Origin of the sequence: Labrys miyagiensis, from assembly GCF_030160835.1 — a bacterium.
In the GTDB taxonomy this organism is placed as follows: domain Bacteria; phylum Pseudomonadota; class Alphaproteobacteria; order Rhizobiales; family Labraceae; genus Labrys; species Labrys miyagiensis.
Map to the genome: position 1 here is coordinate 1 of NZ_BSPC01000047.1, position 1,934 is coordinate 1,934.

4 protein-coding genes are annotated in these 1,934 nt (G+C 63.0%); all 4 read right to left on the reverse strand.

What is annotated here, in order from left to right:
- Positions 1 to 471: class I SAM-dependent methyltransferase (locus tag QQL24_RS21200; RefSeq protein WP_284314290.1), on the reverse strand; the 471-nt coding region annotated here is incomplete at its 3' end.
- Positions 472 to 550: 79 nt separating this feature from the next.
- Positions 551 to 1,000 (reverse strand): nuclear transport factor 2 family protein, encoded by a 450-nt coding sequence (locus tag QQL24_RS21205; RefSeq protein ID WP_284314291.1) that lies wholly within the window; start codon positions 998 to 1,000, stop codon positions 551 to 553.
- A 78-nt stretch (positions 1,001 to 1,078) separates the two neighbouring features.
- Positions 1,079 to 1,681 (reverse strand): NADPH-dependent F420 reductase, encoded by a 603-nt coding sequence (locus tag QQL24_RS21210; protein WP_348536481.1) that lies wholly within the window; start codon positions 1,679 to 1,681, stop codon positions 1,079 to 1,081.
- 30 nt (positions 1,682 to 1,711) lie between these two features.
- On the reverse strand, positions 1,712 to 1,934 hold a 223-nt coding region (locus QQL24_RS21215; protein ID WP_284314289.1), incomplete at its 5' end, for an SDR family oxidoreductase.

The following is a 1,934-nucleotide window of genomic DNA, read 5'->3' on the forward strand; positions in this document are numbered from 1 at the left end:
GATCCGATGCAGCGACTGAGCATCGCCCGTGCCTGCCCCAGCGTCGGCGGCGTGGTCGACGATGACGTAAGCCCCACCAGGCTTCAGCCGCTCGTAGACGGCTCGATTGAAGTCGGCCGCCGTCGCGCCCCTGGCCTGGATCAGCGCGGTGTGGAGATCGTGGTAGAACAGGTGCAGCCACAGGACATCCGCTGGCTGCGTGGCTTCCGGCATCGCGACGAGGTCCGCCGAGACGGCTTCGACGTTCTCTCGGCCCGGCTCCTTCGCAAGCGTCCGCATGCGGCCGACCGGATCGTTCTTGAAGTGGGCGACTTCGGCCGGCACGAAGCTGTAGACCCGTCCTTCGGGTCCCACGACTTCGGAGAAGAGACGGGTCCAGTCGCCGTCGCCTGGGTAAACGTCGATGACGGTGGAGCCCGCATCGACGCGTGCGAACCGAATTAATTCGGATAGCTTGGATTGGTCGTACATCGAGATCTCCTTTACGGTTGGGCATTCAACGAGCGCGCGGCGTGGGAGACGGCGCTCCAAGGCTCCATATTCGCAGGCCTTATGAGGCCCGGTGCGCGGCTCCGGTGTCGATGAGCGAGGGCGTCGGGTTCGTGTCCGTCTCGGAGGCCCGGGCCAGTGCTTGCGTGTCGACGTACTCCCTGATGTTGGTCAATCTACCGTCCCGGACCGTGATGGCGAAGATCCAGTCGTCCTCGAACGTCTTGTTCGTAGCTTTGATCTTTCCTTCCGCGAAGCCGACGATGAGGACCCGGTCTCCCTGCGCTACGAACTCCCGGGGTTCCGTGGATGTTTCCATCGACTTGGATGCGGTCTCAAGCAAATCCGCCAGCCCGGCGTGTCCGTGGCGCGTTCCGGCCAGCGGCCAGTCCTCGCCCGGCATGATCCACTCGATGTCTTCGGCGACCAGCGCCAGCAGGGCCTCCCTGTCGCCGCGGCCGATCGCGGCGAAGAAGTCCTTCACGGTCTGGATGTTCTGCTCAATGCTCACGGAAATTTCTCCATTCGCGGATCGGATCGCGCTCGATCCGATCCGTGCATCGTGGCTCTGCGGGTGGGCGCGTCGTGTTCATCGGTCGAACTTGACCAGGTCCTTGAAGATCAGATGACCCCAGCTCTTTCCGCGCGCCTGGACCAGCAGCCCGCCTTCCGAGAACCCCCCAAGTTTGATCGGTGCGAAACCGAGATTTTCCGCGAGCGCGCCAATCTCGTCTGCGGCGCCGTCATCGTCGCTCGCAAGGAACACGACTCTCTTGCCCCCATGCACAGCCGGATCTTGGTCAAGGGTGGCAGCGACCAAATGGTTGAAGCCCTTGACCAGTCTGGCGCCAGAGAATGCCTGCGCGACGGCCTTGGAGGACGGCTGTCCTCCCAGTTGCTCAGGGGGCACGCCGTAGGCGTTGGTCACATCGACGATGGTCTTCCCCTGCCAGGTGGGTAGCGCCTTCGCGACATCCGGGTGCGACTCGAAACGGACGGCCAAGAAGATGATGTCCGCCTTGACGGCTTCGGCCAGTGTTTTGGGAAGGATCGTGGGTCCGATCGCGGCCGCATCGGATGCAAAGCTTTCCGGGTCGCGCGTGGTTGCAACGGACACTTCGATGCCCTTGCGGGCAAACGCCTTGGCAAGAGCATGGCCGATCTTGCCGAAGCCGATAATTGCGTAGCTCATAGTGTTTCTCCGATTTGTATGATGCCGGGATCAGACCTGAGCCATGCCACCATCGACCGCGAGGTCCACGCCGGTGATGTAAGAACTTTCATCGCTGGCGAGGAACGTGACGGCAGCCGCAATCTCCTCCGGCTTGCCCCTGCGACCCATCGGAATCTGTGTGGTGAACTGTGCGACCGCTTGCTCGGCCTGTTCCGCCGTAAGACCCGTCGTCGTCGCTAGGGCCGGGGTATCGATTGCTCCGGGGCTCATG